The 24,851-nt window shown below is 38.3% G+C and carries 23 protein-coding genes and 1 pseudogene; 19 read left to right on the top strand and 5 right to left on the bottom strand.

Annotation, left to right across the window (positions count from 1 at the left end; all coding sequences use genetic code 11):
- Positions 1-143 (top strand): annotated as a pseudogene (locus E1I69_RS13830) (transposase); the annotation flags it as partial.
- 116 nt (positions 144-259) lie between these two features.
- Here E1I69_RS13830 and E1I69_RS13825 read toward each other — a convergent pair.
- The gene (locus tag E1I69_RS13825) at positions 260-700 is read right to left on the bottom strand and encodes a cell wall hydrolase (RefSeq protein ID WP_116350819.1); all 441 of its coding nucleotides are present in this window, start codon (positions 698-700) and stop codon (positions 260-262) included.
- 608 nt (positions 701-1,308) lie between these two features.
- Here E1I69_RS13825 and E1I69_RS13820 point away from each other — a divergent pair.
- From E1I69_RS13820 to E1I69_RS13810, 3 genes are all read left to right on the top strand, one after another.
- Complete coding sequence (locus E1I69_RS13820; RefSeq protein ID WP_136380166.1) at positions 1,309-3,051, top strand: ABC transporter ATP-binding protein; 1,743 nt, start codon at positions 1,309-1,311, stop codon at positions 3,049-3,051.
- Positions 3,048-4,784, top strand: coding sequence for an ABC transporter ATP-binding protein (locus tag E1I69_RS13815; protein ID WP_136380165.1), 1,737 nt, complete (start codon positions 3,048-3,050; stop codon positions 4,782-4,784). Before E1I69_RS13820 ends, E1I69_RS13815 begins: the two co-directional genes overlap by 4 nt.
- A 117-nt stretch (positions 4,785-4,901) precedes the next feature.
- Entirely contained in the window at positions 4,902-5,546 is a 645-nt protein-coding gene (locus E1I69_RS13810; protein WP_136380164.1) for an SDR family oxidoreductase, read from the top strand.
- A 45-nt stretch (positions 5,547-5,591) separates the two neighbouring features.
- Here E1I69_RS13810 and E1I69_RS13805 read toward each other — a convergent pair whose 3' ends face one another.
- The gene (locus E1I69_RS13805; RefSeq protein ID WP_136380163.1) at positions 5,592-6,575 is read right to left on the bottom strand and encodes a Gfo/Idh/MocA family protein; all 984 of its coding nucleotides are present in this window, start codon (positions 6,573-6,575) and stop codon (positions 5,592-5,594) included.
- Between the two features lie 299 nt (positions 6,576-6,874).
- Here E1I69_RS13805 and E1I69_RS13800 point away from each other — a divergent pair, with 299 nt between their 5' ends.
- The 4 genes from E1I69_RS13800 to E1I69_RS13785 all read left to right on the top strand — a co-directional run bounded on the left by E1I69_RS13800 (position 6,875) and on the right by E1I69_RS13785 (position 10,888).
- Complete coding sequence (locus E1I69_RS13800) at positions 6,875-8,176, top strand: purine/pyrimidine permease (RefSeq protein ID WP_136380171.1); 1,302 nt, start codon at positions 6,875-6,877, stop codon at positions 8,174-8,176.
- A gap of 70 nt (positions 8,177-8,246) precedes the next feature.
- Positions 8,247-9,050 (top strand): ABC transporter permease, encoded by an 804-nt coding sequence (locus E1I69_RS13795; RefSeq protein ID WP_207308551.1) that lies wholly within the window; start codon positions 8,247-8,249, stop codon positions 9,048-9,050.
- Positions 9,051-9,053: 3 nt separating this feature from the next.
- Positions 9,054-9,863, top strand: coding sequence for an ABC transporter permease (locus tag E1I69_RS13790; RefSeq protein ID WP_136380162.1), 810 nt, complete (start codon positions 9,054-9,056; stop codon positions 9,861-9,863).
- Positions 9,864-9,880: 17 nt separating this feature from the next.
- Positions 9,881-10,888, top strand: a complete 1,008-nt coding sequence (locus tag E1I69_RS13785) for an ABC transporter ATP-binding protein (protein WP_136380161.1) — start codon at positions 9,881-9,883, stop codon at positions 10,886-10,888.
- 147 nt (positions 10,889-11,035) lie between these two features.
- Here E1I69_RS13785 and E1I69_RS13780 read toward each other — a convergent pair whose 3' ends face one another.
- Complete coding sequence (locus tag E1I69_RS13780) at positions 11,036-12,397, bottom strand: YjiH family protein (RefSeq protein ID WP_136380160.1); 1,362 nt, start codon at positions 12,395-12,397, stop codon at positions 11,036-11,038.
- 177 nt (positions 12,398-12,574) lie between these two features.
- Between E1I69_RS13780 and E1I69_RS24725 the strand changes: the two genes are divergently transcribed.
- The 3 genes from E1I69_RS24725 (at position 12,575) to E1I69_RS13770 (ending at position 14,516) form a co-directional block, all read left to right on the top strand.
- Entirely contained in the window at positions 12,575-12,727 is a 153-nt protein-coding gene (locus E1I69_RS24725; RefSeq protein ID WP_165439164.1) for a hypothetical protein, read from the top strand.
- A 158-nt stretch (positions 12,728-12,885) separates the two neighbouring features.
- Positions 12,886-13,851, top strand: coding sequence for a bile acid:sodium symporter family protein (locus E1I69_RS13775; protein WP_136380159.1), 966 nt, complete (start codon positions 12,886-12,888; stop codon positions 13,849-13,851).
- 146 nt (positions 13,852-13,997) lie between these two features.
- The gene (locus tag E1I69_RS13770; RefSeq protein WP_136380158.1) at positions 13,998-14,516 is read left to right on the top strand and encodes an acyl-CoA thioesterase; all 519 of its coding nucleotides are present in this window, start codon (positions 13,998-14,000) and stop codon (positions 14,514-14,516) included.
- A 25-nt stretch (positions 14,517-14,541) separates the two neighbouring features.
- Here the strand turns inward: E1I69_RS13770 and mscL are convergent, their stop codons facing one another.
- A complete protein-coding gene (gene mscL, locus E1I69_RS13765) occupies positions 14,542-14,928 on the bottom strand; it encodes a large conductance mechanosensitive channel protein MscL (RefSeq protein WP_136380157.1) in 387 nt (128 codons plus the stop codon).
- A gap of 69 nt (positions 14,929-14,997) precedes the next feature.
- Positions 14,998-15,297, bottom strand: a complete 300-nt coding sequence (locus E1I69_RS13760; protein ID WP_136380156.1) for a hypothetical protein — start codon at positions 15,295-15,297, stop codon at positions 14,998-15,000.
- 423 nt (positions 15,298-15,720) lie between these two features.
- On the opposite strand from E1I69_RS13760, the gene E1I69_RS13755 reads away from it, so the two are divergent.
- The 8 genes from E1I69_RS13755 to E1I69_RS13720 all read left to right on the top strand — a co-directional run bounded on the left by E1I69_RS13755 (position 15,721) and on the right by E1I69_RS13720 (position 24,840).
- A complete protein-coding gene (locus E1I69_RS13755; RefSeq protein ID WP_136380155.1) occupies positions 15,721-17,400 on the top strand; it encodes an alpha amylase family protein in 1,680 nt (559 codons plus the stop codon).
- Positions 17,401-17,551: 151 nt separating this feature from the next.
- Positions 17,552-18,361, top strand: a complete 810-nt coding sequence (locus tag E1I69_RS13750; protein ID WP_136380154.1) for an MBL fold metallo-hydrolase — start codon at positions 17,552-17,554, stop codon at positions 18,359-18,361.
- Positions 18,362-18,433: 72 nt separating this feature from the next.
- Positions 18,434-19,384 (top strand): acetylxylan esterase, encoded by a 951-nt coding sequence (locus E1I69_RS13745; protein WP_161974905.1) that lies wholly within the window; start codon positions 18,434-18,436, stop codon positions 19,382-19,384.
- A gap of 223 nt (positions 19,385-19,607) precedes the next feature.
- Entirely contained in the window at positions 19,608-20,882 is a 1,275-nt protein-coding gene (locus tag E1I69_RS13740; protein WP_242634599.1) for an ABC transporter substrate-binding protein, read from the top strand.
- A 181-nt stretch (positions 20,883-21,063) separates the two neighbouring features.
- Positions 21,064-21,918: a carbohydrate ABC transporter permease gene (locus tag E1I69_RS13735; protein ID WP_136380151.1), complete on the top strand. Its 855-nt coding sequence runs from the start codon at positions 21,064-21,066 to the stop codon at positions 21,916-21,918.
- 16 nt (positions 21,919-21,934) lie between these two features.
- Positions 21,935-22,834, top strand: a complete 900-nt coding sequence (locus tag E1I69_RS13730; RefSeq protein WP_136380150.1) for a carbohydrate ABC transporter permease — start codon at positions 21,935-21,937, stop codon at positions 22,832-22,834.
- Between the two features lie 166 nt (positions 22,835-23,000).
- Complete coding sequence (locus E1I69_RS13725) at positions 23,001-23,705, top strand: N-acetylmannosamine-6-phosphate 2-epimerase (protein WP_136380149.1); 705 nt, start codon at positions 23,001-23,003, stop codon at positions 23,703-23,705.
- A 10-nt stretch (positions 23,706-23,715) separates the two neighbouring features.
- On the top strand, positions 23,716-24,840 hold the full coding sequence (locus E1I69_RS13720) for a mandelate racemase/muconate lactonizing enzyme family protein (protein ID WP_136380148.1): 1,125 nt from the start codon (positions 23,716-23,718) through the stop codon (positions 24,838-24,840).
- Positions 24,841-24,851 lie beyond the last annotated feature (11 nt).

The raw sequence follows: 24,851 nt of genomic DNA, 5'->3' as shown, positions 1-24,851 counted from the left end.
CTACGCTCAACGTAAAGTTGAGGTAGAAAGTGTGTTCGGTCACATCAAGGGCAATAGGTCGTTCCGCAGATTTTCCTTGCGGGGGCTCGACAAAGTACATGTCGAGTTTGGGATTGTGGCATTAGCCCACAATATGCTGAAAGTAGCAGGCATCCGCCAGTTACTTTCAGAGAAAAATCGAAAAACTCAAAAAGGGCAAGGGAGAAAAACGAATTGTTTTTCCCCCTTGCCTTATTTTTTAGGACTTATCGGACAGTCCCTACCTCGAATAAACGCTATCACAAGTGTTAGGCGCTGGTTCATAATAGCAATGATTTTTAAATTGGCCTGCAAATGGTTGACCGTACCATGTAGGTGGACAAGGACCATACGGGTTAAAATACCAAAGAGAATATTTGGAAGGGTGTTCCCTCCAATAGTCTAATGTCTTCTTCGCGAGCCTTTTTTCCACAGTTCTAGCAGGATTATAAAACAAGTTGCCTTTTTGGACTGCTTCGAATGAATAATTTCCACCTTGTACATGAAAAATCACTTGCCGTATGGACCTTAGATCTTTAAAATCTAAACAATCGGCTACTGCGCGATTTACAATGACATTACCAACCATCAGCATCCCTTGTCGCCCTTCAGCCTCAGCCTCTGCTCGCATCATCCTTGCCACTAAATTTACATCATTGTCCGTATATTGTACTCTAGGCATTTTCATCACCCCTACAAGAATTGTATGAATACTTTCTCCAAAAAAGTCGGTTTTAAATTATTTTTGTTTACGTTTCAAAATAAAGAGCTTGTATTCTGAATAAAACGCAAATTACTAGTTGACAATGTTATGAAAAAAATGGTAATCTTCAAGAATACTAATAAAAATTTTACAAAGGAGGAAAGGACAATGAGAGACATGAAAACACGTAAACTACACAACAATTTTATACATTGTCCATACCTATATTTGTAGAATTGTAGATTCCTCATGAAATAACAGGTATGGTACGCCTACTATACCTTTACAAAAGATGCATGCTCTTTTTAGGGTATGCATCTTTTTTGTGGAATTTTTTAGTGAATAAGTCTAGCTACGGGCGCCATCGGCTCGAGGTCATAAGCCAATACCTTCAGAAGGCAAAATGCGCCTTCTATCAGGTCTCGTCTTATGCTTGTCGCCGATAAGCAGGCACCCTGCGCTTTTCAAACATGAAAGGGAGTAGAGACAATGTGGAAAAAGCGAAGAGTATTGATTTTTAACAAGGAGTTGCTAGACAGTGGGTAGCTCAGGGCTTTCAACTGTGAACGAGAAAGAAGGTATGAGAAATGTTTGAAGTATTAGGTAAACTTGGTTGGTTTTTTAAAAAATATTGGTTGCAATATACAATTGCTATCGTCTTGTTAATGATCGCCACAGTGTTGGAAGTAATTCCACCTTATTTACTGGGCTCCATTATCGATGTTTTAACAGCAGGAGAAATGACTAGGAATGTATTGATTCAATATATTTTAATATTCGTAGCCATTATCGTTTCTGGCTATTTCTTAAATTTCTTTTGGCAGTACCGATTATTTGAAGGTTCCTTAAACCTTGAAAAAGTCATGCGTCGTAAGTTAATGCGACAGTTTTTAAAAATGACACCTACCTTTTATGAGAAGAACCGTACTGGTGACTTAATGGCCCGTGCAACAAACGATTTGAATTCCGTTTCACTAACCGCGGGTTTTGGGATTATGACATTGATCGATTCCACCTTATTTTTAGGAACGATTATTTTAGCAATGGGAATTATGATTTCGTGGAAATTAACGTTCTTTTCAATGCTGCCGGTTCCGATTATGGCCGTGCTCATTCAATATTTAGGGAAAATTGTCCATGAACGATATATGAAAGCCCAAGATTCATTTGGAGAATTGAATGATGATGTTCTAGAATCTGTTGCAGGTGTGAGAGTCATTCGCGCCTATGTCCAGGAAAAGAAGGATGAACAAGTCTTTGCTGATAAAAGCGAAGAGGTTTACCAGAAAAATATGCATACAGCGAAGATTAATGCTTTGTTCGGCCCGATTACGAAAGTCGGAACAGGTATTAGCTATGTCGTAGCACTAGGATATGGTGCATTTCTTGTAGCAAATGGTGAAATGACAGTAGGTCAGCTTGTTACATTTAATGTCTATCTAGGTCTTGCCGTATGGCCCATTTTTGCAATTGGTGAACTAATCAATGTCATGCAGCAAGGGAATGCTTCACTGGATCGTGTGCAAGAAACGCTCAATTATGAGGCAGATGTTAAAAATTCAAATGATCCAGTTGCTGTTTCGACACCGAATAGGATTGGATTTCATGATTTAATGTTCCAGTATCCAACGAGTCAGGTGAAAAACTTACAGAAGATCACCCTGTCCTTAAAAAAGGGAGAAACACTTGGTATCGTTGGGAAAACAGGTGCTGGAAAAACCACATTTTTACGACAATTACTACGCGAATATCCATTACAGGAAGGGCAACTCAGTATTGCTGGAATTGATATCGCGTCACAGACGAAGGAACAAATACTTGATTGGATCGGATACGTTCCACAGGATCACGTGTTATTTTCACGGACGATTCGAGAAAACATTTTGTTTGGTAAAGAAGATGCTACGGATGCAGAAATCGAGAAGGCGATTCATTTAGCATACTTTAAAAAAGACTTGGAAAACTTACCAAGGGGACTCGAAACCCTTGTAGGTGAAAAAGGGGTTTCCTTATCTGGAGGACAAAAGCAACGTGTGTCCATTGCACGTGCACTTATCAAAGACCCTGAAATCTTAATCCTGGATGATTCGCTATCCGCGGTTGATGCGAAAACAGAGGCACGCATCATCGAAAACATTCAGAATGAGCGAAGTGACAAAACAACGATTATTACGACACATCGTTTATCTGGTGTTCAACACGCTGATCATATTATCGTGCTGGATGAAGGGCAAATTACAGAACAAGGGACTCACGAAGAACTTCTAAGACAAAATGGTTGGTATAAGGAACAATTTGACCGTCAGCAGCTAGAGGAGGGTCGGGCATGAGTACAGGTAAACGATTAACAAAATATGCGATGTATTACAAGAGACCTATTTTTATTGGACTGTTTTTCTTAACGATTGCAGTCTTTACGGATTTAGCAGGTCCATTTATTGCGAAGTACATCATCGATGAATATATGGTCATTGGAAATATTGAAATTCAGCCAATTGCCTGGTTGCTTTGCTTATACCTCATTTTAGCCATCGCAACGGCGATTTTACGATATTTCATGTATATTTATTTACAAGTGGGAGCGAATCGGGTCATCCAAAAATTGCGTAGGGATGTATTTGGGCATATCCATACATTGCCGATTCAATTTTTTGATCAACGGCCAGCCGGAAAAATTGTCGCACGGGTTACGAATGATACAGAAGCCGTTCGAAATCTATACGTGCAGGTGCTTTCAAACTTTGCCACAAGCTTTATTTCAATAGCGGGTGTTTATATTGCCCTATTTATACTCAATTGGAAAATGGCAATGCTTGCATTACTCATGATTCCGCTCATTTATGTATGGATGATTTTATACAGGAAATATGCATCACAGTATAATAAAGTGATTCGTAAAAAAATTGCGGACATCAATGCGATGATCAATGAGTCCATTCAAGGAATGACGATTATTCAAGCCTTTCGTCGTGAAGAGCAAATGACGAAGGAATTTGATGATATGAATAATGAGCATTATGCATATGGGCGAAAACTTTTATTATTAGATTCTGCCACTTCATTTAACTTAGTAAATACTTTACGTCTCATGATGTTCACCGTTTTCATTGTTTATTTTGGCACACAATCATTATCGGTAGGTGAGGTTGCCTCGGCTGGTACATTGTACGCATTTGTTGATTATTTAACAAGATTATTTAATCCGATAACAAATGTAGTGAATCAGTTTTCCCAATTAGAACGCTCTCTTGTAGCCGGAAAACGAGTATTTGATGTATTAGATTTAAAAGGGGAAGAGGTATCCGAGGAAACCATGCCAAGATATGATGGCCATGTGGTATTCGAGGATGTCACTTTCGCCTATAAAGACGATGAATATGTATTAAAAAATCTCTCGTTTGAAGCAAAACGTGGTGAAACGGTTGCTTTGGTTGGTCATACCGGTTCTGGAAAAAGCTCGATCATGAACTTGCTTTTCCGCTTTTATGATCCATCCATAGGAAAGATTTATATCGATGGAATCGACATCACGACCTTGCCAAGACAGACCATTCGTCAGCATATGGGAATCGTCTTGCAAGATCCGTATTTGTTCACGGGTACGATTGCCTCAAATGTAAGTTTGAATGACCCGAAGATCACACGGGAAACAGTAGAGAAAGCATTACAAGCAGTTGGTGCAGAACGAGTTCTTAAGAATCTGGAAAAAGGAATCGATGAACCGGTAATTGAAAAAGGAAGTACACTTTCATCAGGTCAACGTCAGCTTATCTCATTTGCACGTGCACTTGCGTTTGACCCAGCGATTTTAATACTTGATGAAGCGACTTCCAATATTGATACGGAGACCGAAGAGATTATTCAACACGCGATGGATGTTCTTAAGAAAGGGCGCACAACCTTTATTATTGCTCACCGCCTGTCAACCATCAAAAATGCCGATCGCATACTTGTATTAGAGCGAGGAGTCATTAAAGAACAAGGAACCCATGATGAATTATTGGCTCACGGCGGTATATATGCAAACATGTATCGCATGCAAGCACAGTCCCTATATGCGTAAGTTTTTTGGACCACACGAGTTAAGGCTCGGTGGTCCTTAATTATAAGCCCTATCGTTTGATATCTCTTCCTCAACTTGTAATAATAAAAGAAATACAATCTGAAAGGGGCTAGGTGGATGAAGGTTTGTGTAGTTGGAGCAAATGGACAAATCGGAAAACAAGTGGTGAAGCTTTTGAAGGAAAGTGGTGAGCATACACCACTCGCTATGGTACGTAAGCAGGAGCAAGTAGCCTATTTTGACAATCTAGGTGTTGAAACAGTCTTTGCAAGTATTGCAGATAGTGTATCAGAAATTCGTAAAGCAATTTCGGGATGTGATGCAGTTGTATTTACTGCAGGGTCCGGCGGTCATACAGGTCCAGATCAAACCCTCTTAATTGACCTGGATGGTGCAGTAAAAACCATTGAAGCCGCAGAACAATCTGGGGTCAAACGCTTTGTCATGATAAGTGCATTAGGCGCTAATCAACGTGAAAAATGGAATGAGGCCATCCGTCCATACTATGTCGCAAAGCATTATTCAGACCGAATTCTCGAGCAAAGTGAGTTAACCTATACGATTGTTCGACCTGGTGGCTTATTGAATGAGGAAGGCACTGGGAAGATCGCTGTAGGGGAGAATTTAACGAGAAATACAATCCCCCGTGCAGATGTGGCAAAAGTGATTGTTGCTTCGTTAACAGAGGAACGTACATTTAATCAAGCTTTTGATCTTGTAAGTGGCGATGAACCGATCGTGGATGCATTAAAAAAGATATAGAGTATACATACGCTTGCGACATGTTTGTGTCGCAAGCGTTTTAACTTATTGATCTGCAGGAAATACTATTCCCATTTGCTGCCGGGCTTCGTCAAGGATTTCCATTACAGCCAATGAGTTTTCGTATGTATTGACAGTTGATTCGATTGAACCATGTTTAATCAACTCGATAAATTCCTTTGCCTCATAATACATCGTGTGCTGCTCGGGGAGGATTGAAAGATCTTCGACACGACCATCCCGATAACGAATTTCAACTTTTTCAGGTGATGAGATTTTATCAATCAGAATGCTACCATTTTCACCTTGTATTTCAGAAGGGATGTAAGAATTCGTGATTTTCGAAAACATCATCATACCTTCCATCTCCCCGTAATAGGCGAGAATACTACCTTCGCCATCTACACCAGAATCAAGCATTAGCCCACTTGCTTTGATCGAATCGGGCTTTCCAAATAAATGGACCATTGGATACACACAGTACACGCCAATATCCATTAACGACCCATTTGAAAATTCAGGTTTAAAGGCATTTAATACCGTACCTTCCTTATAGGCATCATAGCGGGATGAATATTGACAATAGCTCGCAAAATAGCGACGAACGGGACCGATTTTATGCAAGTTCTCCCGAATGTTTGCATAAGAAGGGAGAAATCCAGACTTCAATGCTTCCATTAAGAGCACTTGATTTTCCTTTGCCGCTTGAATCATTTCTTTTAGTTCTCTCGTATTTGAGGCAATCGGTTTCTCACAAAGAACATGCTTGCCATGATTCAATAGAATAATCGCTTGTGAGGCGTGAAAGGAAGTCGGGCTTGCGATATATACAGCATCAAAGACATTAGATTGTGCCATTTCCTCAATCGATGTAAAGATATAGGGTGCTTGATATTTTTCAGCAAACTTCTTTGCACGTTCCTCTGTACGCGAGTAAACAGCGGTTAATGAAAAATCCTCGATTGCCTTTGTTGCTTCTAAAAATGCATCTGTTATCCAGTTAGTTCCGATTACTCCAAAACGAATCATCTATTTTCCTCCATAAACAAAAATTAGTGCATATACTTAATTATATCAGACATACACAAATTGAAAAAAATGATAAAATGGGAAAGCACAACTTTATTAAGTAGAAATCCACTACATTTATTAGTGAGGTAATGAATGTAAAAAAGTATCCAATTTCGATGTGGGTTCGAACCTAGACTGAATAAAGTTAAGCCTCCGGCGGATGCCACGATTTTTCAGAGGAAATTTTCGAGCTTGCTCGAAAAAATCGGGCGCAAATACGCCAAGGCGCATTTGATTATGGAATAGGGATGATAATAGTGAAAGTGTTTTTTAGTTCATTACAATGGCTTGCGTTTATCATTGCGAGTTCGATTGTCGCACCAATCGCGATAGCAGCTCTTTATGGAATGGACCCAGCGGAAACGGCAAGCTTTGTTGCGCGGACGTTCCTAGTACTTGGATTATCAAGCTTAGTCCAAGTGTATTTGGGGCATCGTCTGCCGATTAATGAAGGGCCGGCCGGTTTATGGTGGGGCGTATTTATCATTTATGCAGGTCTAGGGCCCACCTTGTACGGCTCAGGGGAAGATACACTCCGAGCCATAGAAGCGGGTATTTTATTTAGTGGAATTTTATTTATGCTTTTAAGTGTATATGGAATTATTGATCGAATTTCAAAGCTATTTACACCGGTTGTAACCGGGACGTATTTGATTTTACTTTCCCTTCAACTAAGTGGTTCATTTTTAAATGGAATCTTTGGAGTGGGGTACCGGGGACAAGAAACGGTATATTTAAAAATCTTAGTGATTTGTCTGTTTATTATTGTTTTTACGTTTGTTTTTGCAGAAAAGGGACCTCGAGCATTGAGGCAATACTCCGTTCTTATTAGCTTAGCTCTTGGTTGGATCATTTTTGCTATTTTCGGCCTTACTGACCCAATCAAAGTGACATCGAATAAATGGGTGGAATTTCCTCGTCTATTTGCCTTCGGGAATCCAGTCTTTGATAGTGGAATGATTGCCACAGCGATTCTTGTGACGTTATTGCTGTTAACAAATTTAATCGCAAGCATACGAGTTGTTGAGCAGGTGCTGCATTCCCAACAGATTAAAACGGAAAAAACGAGATATCGTCCGGCTGGATTTATGGCAGGGGTTAACCAAATTTTCGCAGGGATTTTTTCAGCGGTTGCACCCGTACCCATCTCAGGAGCGGCAGGTTTCATTGCAACCACGAAAATTAATACAAAACTCCCTTTTATAGTCGGTAGTTTTATTTTAGTCGGCATTAGTTTTTTTCCTAAAATCATGAATTTTGTTTCTGGGTTGCCGGCACCAATCGGGTATGCAACGGTATTTATCATTTTTGCCAATCTCATGCTGCCTGCGTTAGCTGCATTTGAAAACTTGTTGAATAAAAGTCGTTCCCGAATGATTATTGTGTTTTCTTTATTTGTTGGGGTTGGGTCGATGTTCGTACCTTCAGATGCTTTCAAAGATGTGCCCCCTATTTTAACGTCTATATTAAATAATGGACTTGTTCTGGGAACAATTGTCGCCATCTTAATTGAACAAACTGTTACACGACTAGGCTCCAAAAAGAAAGAAAGAGCCTAGTCGGAAGGCAGGCAATTATGCTACTATAAAGAAAAATTTGTTAAAAGCAAAATGTCTAGTAGGTGACTTGATGGATACGGTAAAAATGTATAATGCTTTTACGAGAAAAGCCTTTATGAGGTCAGCCGCCTATCGATTTGATGTGTGGACAAGGCTGGTTTCAAATATTATCTTTCTATTAATGTGGATGTCCATTTGGTATGCACTATATGCTGGCAAAGAAGAAGCAAGTGGAATTTCTTTAACAGCCATGCTTACCTATGTAGTCGTCAGTCAATTTTTAACGGCAGTGAATGGTGCTGGGACGCCATTGTGGGAACTGCAGGAAAAGGTTCGAACAGGTGACATTGCACTTGAATTAATGAGACCTTTTGATGTTCCGTTACGCTATTTATTTGCCGATTTTGGCAGTGTCGCATTTTATATGTTAACCGCGTTGGTCCCGTTATATTTTCTGTTGTTTTTCTTTGTTGATCTGAGCTTGCCAACCTCATGGCAGACGTGGATTTTATTTATTATTTCAGGTTTTTTAGGCTTTCTCATTCGATATTGTATTGAACTGACATTTGGTTTATTTACATTCTGGCTCATTGAAACAGGGGGAATCGAGGACGTTTTTTATTTTTCGGTTTCACTTCTATCCGGATCGGTCATCCCGTTGTGGTTTTTCCCTGGTTGGTTGCAAACGCTCGCATCCTATTTGCCATTTCAAGGAATCTATTTTATTCCGAATGCTATTTTCATAGAAGAGATTTCAGGTAACGAGGTCTTTCTATCAATTGGGATTCAGTTATTTTGGGTAGCAGTTTCGTATGGAATCCTCCGATTTGTTTGGAGTAAGGCATCAAACAAAGTGATCGTTCAGGGAGGGTGAAGCATGAAAAAAATAGTCGATTACATAAAATTATATTTTCGCCTCGTCGGAGCAGGTGTCCGTGCCCAAATGCAGTATCGCTTTGCATTTATCATGCGCATTGTCGGGATGGTCGCAGCCTATACAGGTACTGCTATCACGATGTGGGTTATGCTCTATCAATTTAAAGAACTAGGAAAATGGAATTTCTATGAGTTGCTCTTTTTATTTGCACTGGCCGTATTGTCATGGGGATTTTGTATCATTCTCTTTTTCCATTTTAGAAGCTTGGATACGTATATTGTGAATGGCACCTTTGATCGGTTCCTCGTTCGCCCCATCAATCCATTCTTTCATTTTATGGCGATGAAATTCGATATCGGGGCAGCGGGGCAGTTTATTTTTAGTATCTTGGTCTTTATTTGGGTGAGCACTGCCCTTGATATTCATTGGCAGTTTGGAAAAATTCTCTTTTTACTTGGAGCCGTTATCGGAGGGATTTTGGTTCAAGGGGGACTCCTCGTGTTTATATCGGCAATTGCCTTCTGGACAACAAAATCAGAGCGTTTTTATTGGGTCGTGATGTATCCAGCTCGAAATTTAACAAACTATCCTCTTGTGATTTATCCAAAAGTGGTCCAATGGGTAACGGCGTTTGTTGTTCCATTTGGGTTTGTGAACTACTTCCCGGCAGCGGTGATTTTAGAGAAGGAAACACCTTATTTTCCTTCCTCTATTGGGTATTTTACACCACTAGTGGGAATCGTGTTTTTTATCGTTGCGTATCATGTGTGGATGCTTGGTTTAAGTCGCTATAAGAGTGCTGGATCGTAAAAAAAGGGGGTTCCATCTTGGCTATTATAGAGGTCGAAAATGTACGAAAAGAATTTAAGATTGCAAAAAGAGAGACCGGGTTCATGGGCGCTTTAAAAAGTGTAGTGAACCGGCAATTTGTAATGAAAGAAGCAGTTAAAGATATTTCATTTTCGATTGAAAAAGGGGAAATGGTGGGATACATTGGACCAAATGGTGCTGGGAAATCAACAACGATTAAAATGCTTACCGGCATTCTAGTTCCTACAAGCGGGTCAATCCGTGTTAACGGGATTATCCCTTATGAAAATCGGAAGGAAAATGCGAAAAACATTGGCGTGGTGTTTGGCCAACGGACCCAGCTTTGGTGGGACCTGCCAACAATCGAATCTTTTGAATTACTAAAGGAAATTTACCGGGTTCCAGATGTCCGTTATAAAGAAAATATGGATACTTTTACAGACATTTTAGGCCTGGGTGAGTTTTTGAACACACCTGTTCGTCAGCTTTCACTAGGTCAGCGGATGAGAGCAGACATTGCAGCATCCCTGCTGCATGACCCAGACATCTTGTTTTTGGATGAGCCAACGATTGGTCTTGATGTTGTGGCGAAAGAAAAAATGCGCGAATTTATTCAAGAAATCAATAAGCTTCGAAATGTGACGGTTATTTTAACTACCCACGATATGGAAGACATTGAAAAGCTATGTACGCGAATGGTTCTGATTGATCATGGTCAAAAGGTGTATGATGGCGAGATTGCATCGGTTAAATCGCGTTATGGAAAAATGCGGACATTGATTGTCGATGTTGAGGAAAATGGAATCGACCTACAAGTTTCAAATGGGGAGATTTGCAAGGAAGAAGGAAACCGAAAATGGATTCGTTTCAATCGTGATGATTACTCTGCATCAGATGTGATTTCCCAAATTACGCAAACCCATAATATTACGGATTTGACGGTAGAAGAGCCTGAAATTGAGTCGATTATCAGTCGAATTTACCAAGAAGGCTTTACGAAGGAAGAAGTTCCAGTGAAAGTGTAGAAAAAGGATTTCCAAGTTGGTCTATGAAATCTTAAATACTGTCACTAATTCAGAAATACTGTCACTATATTCTAAATACTATCACTAATTCAGAAATACTGTCACTAACAAAAAAGCCCCGAAAATCACCTTTCGGGGCTTTACCATTTAGAAAAACAAATACGCCATTCCAACAATAATTGGCAGGGTAATCAGCGTCCGCTGTAAAAAGATAATGACTAAGTCTAGGAACGACACTGGTAATTTTGAACCGAGCAATAATCCACCAACCTCTGACATGTAGATTAACTGTGTAATGGATACTCCTGCAATTACAAATCGTGTAAGATCATTCTCGATATCGGCCCCAATAATGGTAGGGAGGAACATGTCTGCAAATCCGATTACCATCGTTTCAGATGCGGCAACCGCCTCTGGCACCTGAAGTAAGGCTAGAATCGGTACGAATGGTGCACCAAGATATTTGAAGGTCGGAGTGTATTCCGCAATCAGAAGGGCGATTGTTCCGATTGCCATAACGACTGGTACAACACCCAACCACATATCTAAAACGTTTTGCATGCCACCTTTAACTACTTTCGAAACACCTTCGCTTTTTTTTGCTTGGACGACGGCTTGTTCCATTCCCCACTGGAAACGACTTACATTGCTTGGAATGGTTTCGTCCGCCTTTTGTGTCGTACCTTCATAATACGTATCCGATTTTCTTGATAATGGCGGGATTCTGGGTGTAATAATCGCCGCAACAAAACCTGCAAGTAGGATTGTAAAATAGAACTGCGCAAACATATTCTCTAATCCCATTTGAGCTAATATCACCACTGTAAATGTGATGGAAACAACGGAGAACGTTGTTCCAATAATGGCTGCTTCCCTTTTTGTATAATAGCCTTCCTCATATTGCTTATTCGTTAGAAGCACACCAACGGTTCCATCTCCTAACCAAGAAGCGATGGCGTCAACAGAGGAACGTCCGGGTAATCTGAAAAGGGGACGCATCACCTTTGTCAGCAATGCACCAAATAGCTCTAGTAGACCAAAATCAAGCAATAATGGTAAAAACAGTCCTGCAAATAAAAAGACCGAAAATAGAACAGGGATTAAATCAAATAGCAAAGTACCACCTGTTGCATCTGACCAAATAGCGGAAGGACCAAGCTTGAAGAGGGTCATAATTGAAAAAATCATCCCTAAAATTCTTGTTACAACCCACACTGGAGACACATAAAAGAGTCCCGATAAAAACGGAGATTTCGTAATAAATGCAGGTTTAACGAATACTGTAAAAATCGAAATAATCCCAGTAATCGCGATTAAACCGGTCATGATATAAGGAATTGAATCCCCTAACAAATCTTGAACAATGCCTGCCAAAATGGCAACAGGGATTGTGAATGTATCTTGGTACTGAAAGGGTACAATAAATAAAATAATTCCAAGTAAGGATGGAATAATAAATTTTAAATAATCAGTCGCTGCTGGTTTTTCTTGTTGTTTTTGAATTGCCATAGTTGTTTCACCTCATTAAAAAGTCACAAATCCTACTTTATAACAAATTGCATTAAAATGCGAGGGTTATTTTTATAAAAATGCTTCCAATCGCATAAAAATACTATTCTGAAAACACGGTTGTTTTTTGTATCATACCCAACTAAAGGGAATACTAAAAGAAAGGAGTGGTTACCTATGAAAAAACGTCAAAAGCAGGAAGAGCCAACAATTGCAGTTGGAATGGACACAGAAGAGGAATTAAGAGAAGATGCGTCAATGAATGAAATTGAAAAAGGGGATTACACACAAGTTACAACCCTTTCATATGACGAAAATGATCCGAGCTAATCACGAGAAAAGCATTGTCACTTTGTGATGATGCTTTTTTCGGTCATCATACCCAAGTTTGCTGATTTTCTTTAAGAGACAACCTCTAAAATGCTAAAATTGTAGTATACTAAAAAAATGGACTTATAGTGGTAGATTTTTAAACTAGGAGAATGATGATGTTACAGAAGCTCAACAAAAAATTAGAGAAACTGATGCCACTCATTACACCTACAAGTGTCGTATTGGGTGTCTTATTAACTGCATACTTGGCCCCTTTTTCGTATTTAGTACCATGGATTTTTGCATTTATCACGTTTTCAGGAGCATTAAGTTCCAGTTTTAGTTCATTAAAACGAGCAATCACACATCCATTCCCAATCTTGATTGCTCTTTTTACATTACATTTAATCATGCCTGCATGGGCTTGGATTGTGGGGCATTTAACTTTTCCGGGTGACAGCTTTACAATTACTGGGTTGATTTTGGCAGTGGTCATTCCAACTGGTATTTCAAGCTTTATCTGGGTTGCGATGAAGCACGGAAATATTGCACTTACACTTTCTATTATCTTAATTGATACATTGATTTCGCCATTTGTGGTTCCATATAGTTTAACGTTATTTGTCGGCAGTAATGTTGAAATGGATATTTTAAGTATTATGCAGGGTCTCTTTTTCATGGTCGTGCTGCCTTCTGTTCTTGGGATGCTCGTTAACCATGTTACTAAAGGAAAGTGCACAAAAACGCTTAGCCCAAACCTAGCGCCATTTTCAAAGATTGGCCTTGGAGTAGTGGTGATGATCAATAGTGCTGATATAGCACCCTATTTGAAAAATGTAAACCTGAAACTGATCCTGATTGGAGCGGTCGTTTTCTTCATTGCCTTTTGTGGATATTTAATCGCATGGGGAATCGGGCGTTTCATGAAATTAGACTCCGATGTGATAATTGCTCTTATCTTCACGGGGGGCATGCGCAATATTAGTGCCGGAGCCGTCATTGCCATTACATTCTTCCCAGCTGAAGTCGCTGTTCCAGTCGTAGTGGGGATGCTCTTCCAACAGATATTAGCTTCTATTTACGCGTTATTCATTGATCGTGTATATTCATTCGAAAGCCTTGAAAGAAAATTCTCTGCATAACCAGCGTTAGCCGAAATGGCTAGCGTTTTTCTTTTAAAAAATGATTGAAATTCGTAGTGCAAAGACATACGATGTTTATTGTGCTGTGAATTACAAATAAAATTTACGAGAAGAATACTATAAGACATAATAAGGGGGATTTACATATGGTAGAAGCAAAGTATTGCAAGGAATCTTTTGTTGTAAAGACAAGTAATGTATTTCCGCCTGATACGAATTATCATGGTACCATGTTTGGCGGAAAACTCATGGCCTATATTGATGATGTTGCATCCATTGCAGCAGTTCGTCATTCACGCTCTCCAGTAGTAACAGCATCGACTGATTCTGTTGATTTCCTTCATCCGATTCAGGAAGGAAGTTCTGTTTGTTTAGAAGCGTTTGTCACATATACGGGGCGGTCCTCGATGGAGGTTTTTGTTAAAGTGATTGCAGAGAATTTATATACAGGCGAACGGCATATTTGCGCATTATCGTTTTTAACGTTTGTTGCATTAGATGAGAACGGAAAACCAAAGCCTGTTCCAAAAGTTATTCCAAAGTCTGAGGAAGAAAAGATGCTTCATGAATCTGGCAAAGAACGCGCGGAAAATCGAAAAAGACGTAAAAAAGAAAATGAAAAAATGGCATCCAAATTTAGCATTGCCTTACCTTGGGAAGTATAAAAAAGGATGTCCTGGTCATTTACGACTAGGACATCCTTTTTTGTTCTTTTAACAAATCACGGATTTCAGCAAGTAATTGTTCCTCTTTTGTTGGCGTTGGTTCTGCAGTAGGTTTTTCTTCTTCTTTTTTCTTAAAGCGTTGGAAGAAGCGGATAAAAAGAAAAATAGAGAAAGAAATAATTAAAAAGTCCAAAACGGTTTGTAGAAAAGCACCATACATGATTTCCTCACCGTTAAAGGGGATAGAAGCCTCTGATATGTTTACCCCACCGAGCAAAAATCCGATTAACGGCATGATAATATCATTTACCAATGATGTAACAATTTTTCCGAAAGCTCCACCAATAATAACCCCGACTGCAAGGTCAATCACATTACCCTTTAAAGCAAATTTTTTAAATTCATTAAGCATATTGACCCCTCCTTTCATAACCCTTTTTATTCTATCCAATATCGTGAAAAAGAAAATAGTTCAAATGGCTTATCCTTTGAACTTCTCTAATTGATGTAGCATGTTTTCATTTCGTAAAATTTCAATCTGTCGTTCACCTAATAAGTCAAAATGGGGAAAGCCTGTCCGGTTATGAATGTACTTTGAAGGAATCCCATATTTATTGCCCCATCTTTTAAGCTTTTCAAGGTCGGCGCAGCCAACCTTTGTGACGGTCGTCATTCCAGGGAAACGGTCGTCTATCCAATAATGCGTCAAAAACGCAACTTCCCCTTGTGATACCTTTTTCTTCCACTCCACAAGTTCCTTTCGTTTAATACCAAAAGCCATAAAGTTTCACCTCATACACTAAACTTTCAAAATGACGAAAGTCAGATTTTTTGATTGTTTTCACCTTGCTAAATGCTCAAACGTCTTCTTATGGAAGTAATGTCCATTTACTCCAAAATTCTTAGTCTTATTATATCAAAAATAAAGAAAGTCAATTAGAATGGGTGAGCATGTGTAACATGAGAGCAAATCCATCATCTGAATATAGGTCCTAAGTCATAGCGTATTTTGTTGTAAATTGTAATGTTTTAATAACTGGTAGATAATTTATCCTGTTTACTTTATAAAAAAGAAGAAAATATTCTTCTTTTATTATAAATATGCTATTATTTAGATAATTCAAAAAAAGGAGGGCGGACATTCTTGCATCGTTGAAATACATAAAGGTAACAGAAAAGAAAAGGTGTAAAAAAGGAGCGAGATATGAAAAAATTAATTGCTGTTGTTACTGCTTTCTTATTGTTAACTTTTTTGGTAATTCCGGTTTCAGCTAAAGGCGGGAATGATACTGCTAGGAAGAATGTATTACAAAATATAGTAAAAGATCCGGATAAAAAGGCTAGAATTCTCTGGTATGACTTGTCAGCGAATATCGAATATTTAAATACGAAAGAAAAAGTGAAAGAGATTGTTGGCAAAACGGCTAAAGCAAATATTGATACAATTATTCTAGATATAAAAAATTCAACAGGTTTTGTTGCCTACAATAGTAATTTAGCTCCTCATGCAAGTACATCTAAGAAGATTGATAAATTTCAAGGTTACCCCGAGAATTATGATTTATTACAAAATGTAGTAGAAGAGGCACATAAATACGGGATAAAGGTCCATGCGGCTATTAATGTTTTCTCAGAGGGAAGCACTACTTACCAAGAAGGGCCTGCATATGAGAATCCAGAATGGCAATCCGTCATTTATGAGGGTTCAAGGGTAGCTACAGCTGCTAACAGAGAAACAAGAAAAATTGATGGTTCAAATACTACAAGAAATACAAACTATCTTGTATTGTATACGCCAGATAAGTATGATGTCTCTCCTGCAAACCGTTGGGGGGCTGAGGTTCAAGTCACAGATGGAGTTGTAACACAGGTTTCTGACCGGAACACATTTGGAACACCAGCGTTAGAAATTCCTGAAAGCGGTTACGTTTTGTCTGGTCATGGTACAGCTAGAACTTGGTTACTTGATAATGTGAAGGTTGGAGATACGATTGATGTCGCATCAACTGAAATAAAACTTGTACCATCTTCACAAGCAGCAGGGCATTCAACATTTGTAAACCCAATTCGTGAAGATGTTCAAAATTATGAATTAGGTATTATTGAAGAATTAGTTACAAATTATGATGTGGATGGAATTGTTTTAGATCGCGCGAGATACAATAATATTTACGCTGACTTTAGTGAATTAAGCCGTGAAAAATTTGAAGAGTATATTGGTTATGAAGTTGATAATTTCCCACAAGATATTTTTGAAATCAAGTTTGCTGAGAACGGCCAGCAAAATATGGTAGAAGGTCCTCTATACCAAAAATGGATTGAATGGCGTGCAGGGAATATCCAGTCTTTCTTTAAAAAGGCTGAGAAAACAATCCATGATATAAAAGACGAGGTATATTTTAGTACGTATGTAGGTGCATGGTATTCTGATTATTATAGTGAGGGTGTAAACTGGGCAAGTAAAACCTATCAACCAGATTACAGCTGGACTTCACCGGATTATCACAAAACTGGTTATGCTGAAACACTCGATTTCATCATGACAGGTACGTACTTTGAACATGTTACAAAAGATGAAGCAATTGCAAATGGTAGAATTGCTGAGCATAGTGTTGAGGGTTCTGCTGAGTTAGCAATGGATGTTATTAATGAATCTACATTTGTTTATGGAAGTTTATATCTCAATCAATATATTAATAATCCTGAGCAGTTCCGTAAGGCGCTTCGCAAGGATATAGAATTGACACATGGTGTTATGATCTTTGATTTAGTATATCTAGAATTGTTTGACTGGTGGCATATTGTTGAAGAGGAATTTGCAAAGCCTAGTACAGCTCCGCATCATATACCTGGATTCCTTAAAATGGTTCGAAGTGATACGTAATAGACAAGGAGGAGTGGGTTTAATAAACCTGCTCTTTCTTGTCGTGTCGTAATAGTTTTAATTGAATAAATAAACTTGAAAACCCAAATTACTCAATCGCAAGGGAAAATGGGTAAATTCTACTTTTATAAAGAGAAAGGATAATTATTATATGAAAATACAAATTCTAGGTACTGCAGCGGCAGAAGGATTTCCGGGACTATTTTGCAATTGTAAACATTGTAAGAAAGCAAGAGAATTAGGAGGTAAGAACATCAGAACACGTTCCTCAACAATTATTGATGATTCTATTAAAATTGATTTTCCACCAGACTCCTATCATCATGTCTTAACACATAATCTCGATCTTTCAAAGATAGAACATTTGTTATTTACACATACACATATGGACCATTTTAATCCAAAAGATCTTGGAATGAGAACACCAGGATTTGCTCATGATTTTTCATATCCGCTACATATTTACGGAAATGACGCAGCTATCTATAAATCTAAAGAAGTATTATGGCACACTGATCAATATTTTACATTTACTTTAATGCACCCTTTTACTACGTATCAGGTCGGTACAGCAAAGGTAACTCCCTTGCCTGCAGACCATAACCCATTAGAAACATGTTTACTCTTCTACATAGAGAAGGATGGTAATAGGATATTTCATGGTCATGACACAGGGTGGTTTCCTGAACAAACATGGGAATGGTTATCCACGAAAAAGATCGACGTAGCAATTTTGGATTGTACACATGGACAACTACCGGAGCGAAGAAATCATCTTAATATAGAGGCAGTGAAGGACATCCAGAACGTTTTTCTTGAAAAAGGGATTATGACGAACAAAAGTCAAATGATTGCGACTCATTTTTCTCATAATATAGGTCTAATGCATGAGGACCTAGAGGAAATCTTTGCTTCCAGTGGCATTAAGGTTGCCTACGATGGAATAGTACTTCATGTTTAAAGTTCTAAAGAGTCAGCAAGAGGAAAATGAGGACTAAAAATTATGCTAAAAAACATAAGGACGAGGGAACAAATGATATTTTATGAAGAACAAATCAAAGAATTTGAGAATTATAAACCGGAACTAACTAAAGCAATGGACTTTGACCAATTTTGGGAAGAAACCTTGAAGGAATCGACTGAAACTCCACTTCAAATTGAAATGAAAAAGATTGATTACCCAATTAGTCAAATTCAAGCCTATAGCTTGGTATACAAAGGATTTGCAGGAACGCCTATAAATGCCTTTTATATTTTACCTGAAAATCAAACTGATAGATTACCTTGTATCATTACATTTCATGGTTATGGTGGCAACAAAGGTTCAATTTCTAATTATATGAAATGGATTATTCAAGGATATGCAGTTTTAGCAGTAGACTGTCGAGGGCATGGGGAAAGTGCCGAGGATACACACTATTCCGTTGGTGCTACTGGAACATGGGCCACACAAGGAATCCTTGATAAATATGAATATTATTATAGAAAGATATATATGGATTGCAAACGTGCGGTCGATGTTGTTTTTGCTAGAGAGGAAATCGATAAATCCAGAATCTGTTTACTTGGTGCGAGCCTGGGGGGAGGAATTTCACTAGCGGTTGCAGCACTAGACAATCGTCCTACTTTAGTTGTTGCGGATGTTCCGAATATGTGCAATATCGAACTTGCTGTCCAGCAAAAATTCGAAGGGTCTCTCGTTAGTATCGAAAATTTTATGCACAGATATCCCGAAAAGAGTAAACAGGTATTTGAAACACTTTCATATTTTGACAATCTTAATTTAGCTCCAAAGATTAAGAGTAAGACCAGAGTTTCGGTAGCCTTTAGAGATTTAATTTGCCCGCCTCAATCCATTTACGGCGTATACAGTCACATTGTTGCAGAAAAATCAATGATTGCATATCCTTTTTCAGGACACGATGCCCCAGGAATCATATCACATATCGATGAAACCATTGCTTATGTTAAAGAAAATTTATAGATTTTAGAGAGAATGGAGAGGCAATGAACCATAAAATTAGTACTCATATTCTGTTTAGATTTAAAATTCTAAAAATTGAAATAATTGTATTGACATGGTAATCTTCTTGAAATAAAATAAATTGTGAAGAATAATTTCACTTTCAACATGTTATTTTGGAGCAAAGTTTCACAGGTTGTGAAATCATCTTCAATTAAAAAAGGGGGAAATCGAATTGAAAAGAATGAAAAGGCTTTCAATGTTGTTGATCGTTTTAATGCTTTTTGTTGCAACTGCCTGTTCGAAAAATGAAAGTACAGGGAAAGATAACGAAGGTAACAAAGATGAGGAAAAGAATGTTGAAATTAAGTTTTGGACGATTTCGCTAAGCCCTACATTTGATGATTACATAAACGGTTTAATTGACCAGTTCGAAGGTGAAAATCCTGGAGTAACGGTTGTGTGGGAAGATATTCCATACGATACTGTTGAACAAAAGACATTAACTGCTGCAGCTTCTGGACAGCTTGCTGATGTTATGAATTTAAACACAGACTATCTTAAGAAGCTTGCAGCTGTTGGTGCTGTTCTAGATCTTACAGAAAAAGCAGCAGATGTTAAAGATGATTTCTTTGAAGGTGTATGGGAAGCAGGAAATTTAGGTGACAAAACATATGCTCTTCCTTGGTATCTATCAACTGGTGGTCTTTTATACAATAAGGAATTATTAGAAAAAGCAGGTATTGACCATCCGCCTGCAAGTGAAGAAGAAGCTTGGGAAATGTCGGAGATTCTTTATGACAAGTTGGGGGTATATGGAAATACACCAATTGACATTCATTTATTCTTACCACAGAATGGTATTCCATTAGTTTCAGAAGACTTGAAGAGTGCTGCCATTAATACGCCTGAGGCGGTTGAAGTATTTAAGACTTTTAAAGAGCGTTTTGATAAAGGCTTGATTCCTAAAGAAATCTTGTTAGCTCAAGCAAAACCAAACGAGTGGTATGCACAAGAGAAAATGGCATGGTGGGGCACTGGACCGCAACTTTATCGCCAGGTTAAAGATTTATCCCCAGAAGTATATGAAAAATCTGATGCGGCACCAGCCATCGTTGGTTCGTCAGGTTTTAGACATGTTTCGATTATGAACATTGCGGTTTCTGCAAAATCAAAGGCTCCTGATGAGGCAGTTAAATTTGCTAAGTTTGTTACAAACGCTGAAAGCCAGTTAGCATTCAGTAAGATTGTGGCAATTCTTCCATCGGTAAAAGAAGCTGCAGCTGATGAATTCTTTACCCAAGGTGAAAATTCGGATGATCCTGCAGAAAAAGGTAAATTTTATGCTGCAAAACAGTTAGATATTGCAAAGGATATGTTTGCTCCTGTTGAGAATATTTCAGAAATTAATAAGGCTGTCAATGAAGAATTCCATAAGGTCTTATTAGAAGATAAAGATCCACAGAAAGCGATTGAAGACGCTGAAGCAAAAATTAATGAGCTTCTTAAGACGAAATAACATACATCAAAAACCTAGCATCATTTAATTAATAGAACAATAGTAATTATCTATGGCATTCATGATTGCTTAGGCATAGTGAATGCCTTCTTTTCTAAGGATTAACTAGTTACTAAATTAGGCTGAAATTAGTAGCTTGGTTAAAACCGACTAGCATTCGGACTATGGTAGGAGTGATTGTATGTATAAAGCAAGACACGCTTGGATGTTTCTTTTGCCAACCGGTATATTGTTAACGACGTTTACCTTACTTCCAGCGCTAGCAGCGTTAGGACTTAGTTTTACTGACTACAATGTATTCATGGGGACGGTAGATTGGGTTGGGCTTGAAAATTTCATTCGAGCCTTTAAAGATGAAGAGTTTTGGAATGCCTTAAAAAATACGGCGTATTATTGGATTTTAGTTACACCTGCATTAGTCGTTCTACCCGTTTTTCTGGCCATTCTCGTTAATCAACAATTAATTGGTATTAAGTTATTTCGATTAACGTATTACTTCCCAGCACTTGTTTCTGTTGTCATTACAGCAATTTTATGGAATTGGTTATTTGCAAGTGACGGAATCTTCAATTATTTATTAAGCCTTATTGGAATAAATCCGATTGATTGGTTAACAAGTAGGAAATTCGTAATGATTAGTCTAGCGATTGTAACGATATGGCAAGGCTTGGGTTACTATATGCTTTTTTATCTAGCAGGACTTCAATCGGTGCCCACAGATTTGTACGAGGCAGCTGAATTAGATGGGGCAGGGTTTTGGAAGAAACATATTCACATTACGTTTCCTATGTTGAAGCCTATTATATTTTTTACGGCCGTCATATCAACAATGTCAGCGTTCAAGGAATTTACCTTAATGTTAACAATGACGGATGGCGGACCAATAGGTGCATCCAAAACAGTGGTGTTCATCGTTTTTGAAAAAGCATTTAGGCAATTGGAAATGGGATATGCGAGTGCGATTTCTTTTATTCTATTTATTATTATACTCATTTTGACTTTGTTAAATAAACGGACATTGGATAACCCGTCTTAAGGAGGTAGAGTAGTATATGCACCCTACACAAACAAACACCAGTACAGGACCGGACATTAAACCAAAAAGGCAGTTTCGGAATCTACCGAGTAAACGGAAGATTAGTCGCCTAATTATCTCCTATTTCTTTTTGAGCGTCATAATGGTTGCTATGATTGTTCCTTTTCTATGGTCAGTATCGACTGCATTAAAGGGACAAAATGAAGCGATCTTTTCATTTCCTCCTCAGTTTATTCCTGAAAATATCACCTTAGATAATTTTATTACAGTATGGAATACACTCCCAATTCCTCTTTATTTATGGAATAGTACAATATTAGCTTTTTGGGGAGTTCTTTTACCATTAATATTCTGTTCGCTAGCCGCTTTTCCGTTAGCCCGAATGAATTTTAAAGGAAAAAACATAGTGTTTTTAGTCATTCTATCCACAATGATGATTCCAGGAGAAGTAACAATGATACCGATTTATTTAATCCTAGAGAAACTTCACTTAATCGGTTCGTTTTCTGGTGTTATCTTACCAGGGGCTGTTTCCGCATTTGGTATCTTTTTGATGAGGCAAGCATTTATGGGTATCCCTAAGGAAATAGACGAATCTGCCATTATCGATGGTGCAAAACCTTGGCAAATATGGTGGTATATCATGATTCCAATGGTAAAGCCAATGCTTGCGACTCTAGCCATTTTGAGTTTCATAGGTTCATGGAATAATTTCTTATGGCCGCTCCTTGTTTTACAGGATCCAAACACATATCCGTTAACAGTGGGCTTATATGACTTAAAAGGAGCCTTTGTAACGAATACTCGCTTGGTATCTGCTGGTGCAATAATTGCCCTTATACCAATATTAATAGTTTTTGTAGCTTTTCAAAATTACTTTATTAAAGGCGCCTATAGCAGTGCAGTTAAAGGGTAAAATTTACCCAGCAAAAATTCTATTCGTATCCAATTACTTAACAAACTATATTTAAGTAATTCATGTACTTTTTTTGGTTAAGAGTGAAGAAATAATCCTTTTTGGTATTTTGAAGGTGGATTATTCTTTCAATGAATTGGACCGATTCGAATAAAAGGGGGAAATGATGAAGAAACAAGAGTTTTTGAACTTAATATATAAACAATTAATCGTATCGTGTCAGGCTTTAGAGAATGAGCCATTACATGGGGCGATGTACATGGCTAAAATGGGTGTTGCCGCGAAAATGGGTGGAGCTGTAGCGATACGTGCAAATGGAAAAGAAGATATCATTGCCATTCGAAAAGCGACAGGGTTACCTACGATTGGGATCATAAAAAGAAATTATCCGGAAAGCGGTGTGTTTATAACACCTACTTTAAAGGAAGTTAAGGAGCTAATAGAGTCTGAAACGGATGTGATCACCCTTGATGCAACGTTTCGGGAGCGACCAAACGGAGTTACTTTCAACGATTTGGTTTGGTATATAAGAAATCATAGTACTAGTTTAATCATGGCTGATGTATCAACTGCTGCAGAAGGTATTGCTGCAGTTGAAGCAGGGTGTGATCTCATTTCTACTACACTCTCAGGATATACGCCATATAGTCCCCAAATTGAAGGACCTGATTTTGAACTCATCAAGGAGCTTACTTCTAGTTGTAAAGTGCCAATTATTGCTGAGGGTAGAATCTCTACCCCGGAAGAGGCACTTATGGCCTTTGAAAATGGTGCCCATTCAATAGTTGTAGGATCTGCAATTACGAGGCCGCAGGAAATAACGAAGAAATTTGTAGATGGAATTAAAAAAGCAGAATTAAAGAATTTATGAGGTGATAAAAATGATTATTAAGGACCTCGAAGTCTTTCCTTTATTATTACCGATGAAACAAAGTTTTCAAATTTCAGGAGGGACAGTAGGAGACGGTAATCAAGGTGCACCACATGTTTATGTGAAGATTATTTCTGAGGACGGCATCGAGGGATGGGGCGAGGCTAGACCTAGCCATAGATGGAGCTATGAAACGATGGAGTCTGTTGTTTCAACCCTTCAAAAATATATTAAACCTGCAATTATTGGAAAGAGGGGTGATGACCTCACTACTTTACATGAAATAATTGACAAGGAAATTTCTTCTGGAATCTCCAAGGGACAGCCCATTTGCAAAGCAGCTGTTGATATGGCGCTTTATGACCTGATGGGGAAAAGTTCCAAGAAATCATTGGCTGAAATATTGCTTGGTAGGTCAAGTGAAAAAATTGACCTGTCTTATCTCATTAGTACAAGTAACATTAATGAGGCTGCAGGTAAAGCCAAATATGCAAGTGAGAATGGTTTTAAAGCGGTTGATGTGAAAATCGGATTCAATGTTGATTTTGATATGGAAGTGTTAGAAACAGTGAGAGCAGAAGCCCCCAATCTCTTTTTAAGGGTTGACGCTAATCAAGGTTATACTCTACCCGAAGCAATAAAAGCAGCAAAAAAAATGGAAATAATCGGTGTGGACGTTTTTGAACAGCCCTTAAAAGCAAATGATTTGCTAGGTCATCGAGAATTGAGAAGAAAAACGTCAGTACCTATTGCTTTAGACGAGAGTATTTGGAGTCCAAGTGACGTGTTACAAGCTATTCGTTTAGAAGCATGTGATTATGCTGTGATTAAACTCACCAAAATGGGAGGCATTACTGGTGCAAAATTAGCAGGAGAAATTTCAAAAGAAGCAAACCTTGGTTTACTTGGCGGTGGTTTAACAGAATCGTCTTTAGGACTCACAAGTAGTGCACACTTGTTCAATTATTTAGGAATCACTCTTCCTTCGGATTTGAATGGACCGTTTTTCCTAACGGATGATCCGATTCAGAACAAAGGAGATATTGAGATGGGATCAATCTTACTACCTTCAGGATATGGTATCGGGTGCGTAGTAGATTTTAATAAGCTTGAAACGTATAAAACTCAAGTATAGCAGGAGGATAA

This window comes from Bacillus timonensis, from assembly GCF_004799755.1.
GTDB classification, from domain to species: Bacteria; Bacillota; Bacilli; order Bacillales; family Bacillaceae_L; genus Ferdinandcohnia; species Ferdinandcohnia timonensis_A.
Note: the sequence above shows the minus strand (reverse complement) of the source record. Positions and strands in the feature narration are given on the sequence as shown.

Excerpts from the sequence above, each read along its gene's own strand:
- E1I69_RS13825 (WP_116350819.1), bottom strand. The coding sequence starts at position 700 with ATGCCTAGAGTACAATATACGGACAATGATGTAAATTTAGTGGCAAGG.
- E1I69_RS13820 (WP_136380166.1), top strand. The coding sequence starts at position 1,309 with ATGTTTGAAGTATTAGGTAAACTTGGTTGGTTTTTTAAAAAATATTGG.
- E1I69_RS13815 (WP_136380165.1), top strand. The coding sequence starts at position 3,048 with ATGAGTACAGGTAAACGATTAACAAAATATGCGATGTATTACAAGAGA.
- E1I69_RS13810 (WP_136380164.1), top strand. The coding sequence starts at position 4,902 with ATGAAGGTTTGTGTAGTTGGAGCAAATGGACAAATCGGAAAACAAGTG.
- E1I69_RS13805 (WP_136380163.1), bottom strand. The coding sequence starts at position 6,575 with ATGATTCGTTTTGGAGTAATCGGAACTAACTGGATAACAGATGCATTT.
- E1I69_RS13795 (WP_207308551.1), top strand. The coding sequence starts at position 8,247 with ATGGATACGGTAAAAATGTATAATGCTTTTACGAGAAAAGCCTTTATG.
- E1I69_RS13790 (WP_136380162.1), top strand. The coding sequence starts at position 9,054 with ATGAAAAAAATAGTCGATTACATAAAATTATATTTTCGCCTCGTCGGA.
- E1I69_RS13780 (WP_136380160.1), bottom strand. The coding sequence starts at position 12,397 with ATGGCAATTCAAAAACAACAAGAAAAACCAGCAGCGACTGATTATTTA.
- E1I69_RS24725 (WP_165439164.1), top strand. The coding sequence starts at position 12,575 with ATGAAAAAACGTCAAAAGCAGGAAGAGCCAACAATTGCAGTTGGAATG.
- E1I69_RS13775 (WP_136380159.1), top strand. The coding sequence starts at position 12,886 with ATGTTACAGAAGCTCAACAAAAAATTAGAGAAACTGATGCCACTCATT.
- E1I69_RS13770 (WP_136380158.1), top strand. The coding sequence starts at position 13,998 with ATGGTAGAAGCAAAGTATTGCAAGGAATCTTTTGTTGTAAAGACAAGT.
- mscL (WP_136380157.1), bottom strand. The coding sequence starts at position 14,928 with ATGCTTAATGAATTTAAAAAATTTGCTTTAAAGGGTAATGTGATTGAC.
- E1I69_RS13760 (WP_136380156.1), bottom strand. The coding sequence starts at position 15,297 with ATGGCTTTTGGTATTAAACGAAAGGAACTTGTGGAGTGGAAGAAAAAG.
- E1I69_RS13755 (WP_136380155.1), top strand. The coding sequence starts at position 15,721 with ATGAAAAAATTAATTGCTGTTGTTACTGCTTTCTTATTGTTAACTTTT.
- E1I69_RS13750 (WP_136380154.1), top strand. The coding sequence starts at position 17,552 with ATGAAAATACAAATTCTAGGTACTGCAGCGGCAGAAGGATTTCCGGGA.
- E1I69_RS13745 (WP_161974905.1), top strand. The coding sequence starts at position 18,434 with ATGATATTTTATGAAGAACAAATCAAAGAATTTGAGAATTATAAACCG.
- E1I69_RS13740 (WP_242634599.1), top strand. The coding sequence starts at position 19,608 with ATGAAAAGGCTTTCAATGTTGTTGATCGTTTTAATGCTTTTTGTTGCA.
- E1I69_RS13735 (WP_136380151.1), top strand. The coding sequence starts at position 21,064 with ATGTATAAAGCAAGACACGCTTGGATGTTTCTTTTGCCAACCGGTATA.
- E1I69_RS13730 (WP_136380150.1), top strand. The coding sequence starts at position 21,935 with ATGCACCCTACACAAACAAACACCAGTACAGGACCGGACATTAAACCA.
- E1I69_RS13725 (WP_136380149.1), top strand. The coding sequence starts at position 23,001 with ATGAAGAAACAAGAGTTTTTGAACTTAATATATAAACAATTAATCGTA.
- E1I69_RS13720 (WP_136380148.1), top strand. The coding sequence starts at position 23,716 with ATGATTATTAAGGACCTCGAAGTCTTTCCTTTATTATTACCGATGAAA.